General features: G+C 41.5%; 4 protein-coding genes. 2 read left to right on the forward strand and 2 right to left on the reverse strand.

Features of this window, described 5'->3' with window-relative positions:
- Positions 1-411 precede the first annotated feature (411 nt).
- Positions 412-1,884 carry a group II intron reverse transcriptase/maturase gene (ltrA, locus tag AB6D80_RS24205; protein ID WP_016800697.1) on the forward strand — a complete coding sequence of 491 codons (1,473 nt, stop codon included), beginning with the start codon at positions 412-414 and terminating at the stop codon, positions 1,882-1,884.
- A gap of 286 nt (positions 1,885-2,170) precedes the next feature.
- On the opposite strand, the gene AB6D80_RS24210 is transcribed toward ltrA, so the two are convergent.
- On the reverse strand, positions 2,171-3,082 hold the full coding sequence (locus AB6D80_RS24210; RefSeq protein WP_102421364.1) for a DMT family transporter: 912 nt from the start codon (positions 3,080-3,082) through the stop codon (positions 2,171-2,173).
- 93 nt (positions 3,083-3,175) lie between these two features.
- On the opposite strand from AB6D80_RS24210, the gene AB6D80_RS24215 reads away from it, so the two are divergent.
- Positions 3,176-4,081 carry a LysR family transcriptional regulator gene (locus tag AB6D80_RS24215; protein ID WP_029189349.1) on the forward strand — a complete coding sequence of 302 codons (906 nt, stop codon included), beginning with the start codon at positions 3,176-3,178 and terminating at the stop codon, positions 4,079-4,081.
- 386 nt (positions 4,082-4,467) lie between these two features.
- Here the strand turns inward: AB6D80_RS24215 and AB6D80_RS24220 are convergent.
- The coding region (locus AB6D80_RS24220) for a hypothetical protein (protein WP_372189853.1) at positions 4,468-4,679 on the reverse strand (212 nt) is incomplete at its 5' end.

The following is a 4,679-nucleotide window of genomic DNA, read 5'->3' on the forward strand; positions in this document are numbered from 1 at the left end:
ACGTACGGTTCTTAGGGAGACGGCACTTGGTAACAAGTGTCGTCCACCCGACAGGCGCGTTATGCGATGAAGCAGCGGAAGTGGTTAATACGCTGTGGCCAAAACGGCAATGAGAGTCGGAAAGAAGTTGGACAGTACTCTTTCGTGATCGTTGTACTCTCCGCACTATAGTGGGCATCTAACCTGATATTGTACGCAACATACGGAACAGGGTAAGCCTGTATATCTCCCTTTGGGAAAGTAGTCTGCGAAGATTGCCGATAGGTGTGCAGGTAAAGGAGGTTAGAAAAAGCAAATGTCGCTTTGTAATGAAGTGGATACAGGTTTACATCTGGCGCGAAAGCGAGCCGACTTCTAACTGGTCTCCCGTTGCAAGATGATTTGAAGAACTTTATTCAAGGGGAAACGCAAATGGTGACTTCATCAGAAGTTAGTGCCTCTCCTAATGGCACTCAGTGGCAATCCATCGATTGGAAAGCCGTCGAGTCGCACGTGTTAAAGCTTCAAATGCGCATTGCAAAAGCAACCCGAGAGGGAAAACACAGTAAAGCAAAAGCTTTGCAGTGGGTCTTAACGCACTCCAGAGCAGCTAAATTACTGGCTGTGAAGCGAGTGTCCCAAAATAAAGGCAGTAACACTCCTGGAATAGATGGTGTCATCTGGAATACGGATGCTCGTCGAATGACCGCTGTGAATCAATTGAATCGAAAAGGCTATCGAGCTAAACCTCTCAGACGCGTCTACATCCCGAAAAAGAATGGCAAACTCAGACCTCTAGGCATTCCATGTATGATAGATAGAGCGCAACAAGCGTTGTATCTGCTTGCTTTGGAGCCAATTTCGGAAACAGTAGCAGATCCAAATAGCTACGGTTTTCGCCCTAACCGCAGTACGGCAGATGCAATTCAACAATGCTTCAAATGCCTGTGTCTTAAGCGTTCAGGTCGTTGGGTTTTAGAGGGTGACATTAAGGCTTGCTTTGACATGATCGGGCATGAATGGCTACTTGAACATGTTCAAATAGACAAAAGGATGCTGAAGCAGTGGTTAGGCTCAGGCTATATCGATAAGGGCTTGTTCTACCGAACTTCGGAAGGAACTCCGCAAGGCGGAATTATCTCCCCAACGCTTATGTTACTGACACTTGCGGGTTTAGAAAGACTCGTAAAAGAAGTGGCTAAGAAATCGGGAGAACGAGTTAACTTTATAGGTTATGCGGATGATTTTGTGATAACGGGTTCATCAAAAGATGTTCTTGTTAACGAAGTCAAACCACGACTGATTGATTTTCTAAAAGAGAGAGGGTTGGCACTCTCTGAAGAGAAAACGCACCTTACTCATATAGATGATGGCTTTGATTTTCTGGGCTTTAACCTCAGGAAGTACAAAGGAAAACTGCTCATCAAACCGAGTAAAACTAACGTTCTCTCCTTCTTGGGAAACTTGCGCGAACTCATTAAGAAGCACGCAACAATGCCAGTCAATGATCTTATCAGACTATTGAACCCTAAACTGAAGGGTTGGGCGAATTATTATCGCCACTGCGTTGCAAAACGTACTTTCGGTTATCTCGGTCATCAAATCTTCTGGCTACTGTGGCGATGGGCGGTAAGACGCCATCCTACTAAATCAAAAGACTGGGTAAGGCGCAAATACTACATGAACAGAAGTGGTGGTTGGCAATTTCATGGTTGGCAGAAAATTGCGAATATGGACTGTCACTACAACTTGGCTCAAATAGCGAAAACGCCAATTAAAAGACATGTGAAGATCCGAAGTGCGGCTACACCGTTCGATCCTCAGCACCAAGATTACTTGGCAAAGAGGAAACCGAAAAAGGAAAGCCGTCACTCTTGGTTTGATCCTGCTTTGACTGCTATCTAGGTTGCTGGGTAACGTAATACGCCTTAGCGGAGGCTTGAGCCGTATGCAGTGAAAGTTGCACGTACGGTTCTTAGGAGGGTGGCACTCGGCAACGAGTGTCGCCTATCCGACAAAAGCTTCTCAGGTTGAATTTTTACCCGTGGCACTTTCTAGCTCGAAAGTGCCCCCTTTTCCATTTTCATAAAATAGTCCACTGACTCCTTTATGTTACTTTTAGCCATGCTTGTTCTCATGTGGGCTAAAAAAGATTTCCTTTGGAGAACCCACTAGGCTTAAAAATTTAAAGCTAAGTTTTTAGGGATTTTGCACTAGACTTAGTTGAAGGGGCTGAATTGCCAACATAAATCCCAATAGCTACAATACTGACACCGAAAATATGCTCAAACTGAATATGTTGGCCTGAAAAGAACGAAATAAGTAAAGTAAACACTGGCATAATATTAAATAAAGGAGATATTTTATCAGGGCCAAGCTCGATAGCACCTTTCATCCAAAAGTAATATGCGAACAAAGTTCCAAACAAACTCATGTAGGCTATAAGTGATAGGTCTATGAGAGTTATTTGATTCAAGCTACTTCTAAAGTCAATTCGGTACATCGTTATGGCTACCATTTGAATCGCACCAATGCTTAATACCCAACGTAGCTGCTGGCTCACTGGGATATCGGATGTGAGTCGCTTTGCGAGAATTGTATATAAACAGCCACTGACTAAAGCAAAGAGCATATAAAGATCGCCAATATTGCTTTCAATAGAATGAACTTTCCCACCTGTTATCACAATAACCACACCAAAGAAACTAACGATTGCTCCTAGAGTTGCTCTCAACGAAATGGAGGTACTTAGGATGAGTCCTGACAGTATGATAGTGACAAGTGGGATATTTGCTTGAATTACGGCAGCGTTAATAGGGGAAGTAAAATTCATCGCGGAAAAAATGGATAAATTTTGGACTGTAACACCCATAGAAGCTAAGACAAAAAGTGAAAGTACACTTTTTTTTGTCAGTTTGACGTCATCTTGAGACTTTTTAAGCCCTCTTAACAGCAATAGAAGTGAAGCCGCAATTGCAAACCGTAAGGTCGCTGCAGTAAGTGCCGATATGTTGCCATTGATTTTCTGAATTACATTAAAATTGCTAGACCAAAAAAAAACCGCGACAACAACGCCGCACCAGATTGATAAGTGTTTGTACATAGAGCTTCCAGATTAAAACTAATTTGACATGGCAATGTTATATATTTCATAGTTGCTTTTTAATGGTTAATAATGAGAGGGTAAATCCCAGATATGGAAGCTCATTCTTTAGACGATCTTTTATTGTTCGTTTCTGTCGCTCGATATCAATCCCTAACTCAGGCGTCTGAAAATCTGAACATTCCGTTATCAACTATAAGTAGGAGATTAAAAAGACTTGAAGCTAGCCTTAATTGCAGATTATTTAACCGAAGTGCACACCGTTTTGTATTAACATCTGATGGAAAAAAGTACTATCAACACTGTGAGCCATTACTTACTAGCTTAAACAATGTGTCATCAAGAGTGGCTACTGAACGTCAATCCTTGAGTGGTACGATAAGAATCTCAGCACCAATTAATATGGCACAGATGTGGTTGAAAAAATGTGTCTATGAGTTTGCAGAAAAGCACCCGAAGATCTGTATCGACTTAGATGTTCAAAATGAAAAAATCGACCTTGTTTCTAAACGCATCGATGTTAGTTTTCGTCTTGGAGATCTTATTGAGCAAGATTGGGTTGCTAGGAAGTTATGGTCGATTCCATTTGGACTCTGTGCTTCAAGAAATTACATCGAACAAAATGGTATAGTTACGCACCCTAAACATCTTGCGAACCATCGCCTAATTACAGTGAGTAATGATCGTCAATGGAAACTCGTTAATCAAACTACCGATGAAGTATTTAGCAATGACCTACAGTTCCAATTCTCTTCAAATGATGTGTTACTTGTAAGAGACGCTGTCGTCCATGGTTTAGGTATTGCGTGGATTCCGACCTATTATTTTCATGAACTAAACCATGATCAACAAAACCTTTTGCCTCTATTACCCGATTGGCGGGGCTTCGGTAAAGAAGTTTTCATTATGTACAGAGATCGTGACAAGCGGCCGTCAAGAGTTGATGCATTTATTGAACATGTTTTTATCTGGAAGAGCCGTTTTAATATGTTCGCTTAAGATGGGCTTGAATTCGCGAATTGACCTTGAAGCACAGAGGATAATTCCCTAGCAGTAGTTGGTCACTTGAGTAAAATGAATGGCTCGTTTCAAGCATTATCCAGCTTATAGATTTATCTGCTCCAAAGTAAATGTTCAGGTGTTTGATATACTATTTCTAATCAGATAAATGCCAATTAGGGTAATCAATCTAAATTATTTTTGTCCAGAGGCTTCATAGAGCTGAAATTATACACGTGGCACTTTTCTCTCAAAGTGCCTGCTAGTTAAGATCTGCCCCAAGACGTGTTATGGCTGATGTTCGCAACATTTTCAGAAGCTACTTTTGGGCTCAATTTATTTCATGCCTTTAATGTAAAGTTAAGTACACAATAATTAGTGGCGTTTTAAGTAAAGGCAGCAGTAGAAGCTCGATCCGTGAGCGTACAACCAACCAATACAAAAGTGTTGCTCACTGATCGTTTTAAAACCTTACGAACGAGGTTACAGGTCAAAAAAGGCCCAAGACTAATAATTCCTCTCCTGTCAGTGAGTACACATGAGTGATCTGCTCCAGTAAGACTGGACACCGCATTAAGCGACATATTGTTTTTCAAAG

This window comes from Vibrio sp. 10N.247.310.17 (assembly GCF_041466605.1).
Lineage (GTDB): Bacteria > Pseudomonadota > Gammaproteobacteria > Enterobacterales > Vibrionaceae > Vibrio > Vibrio tasmaniensis_A.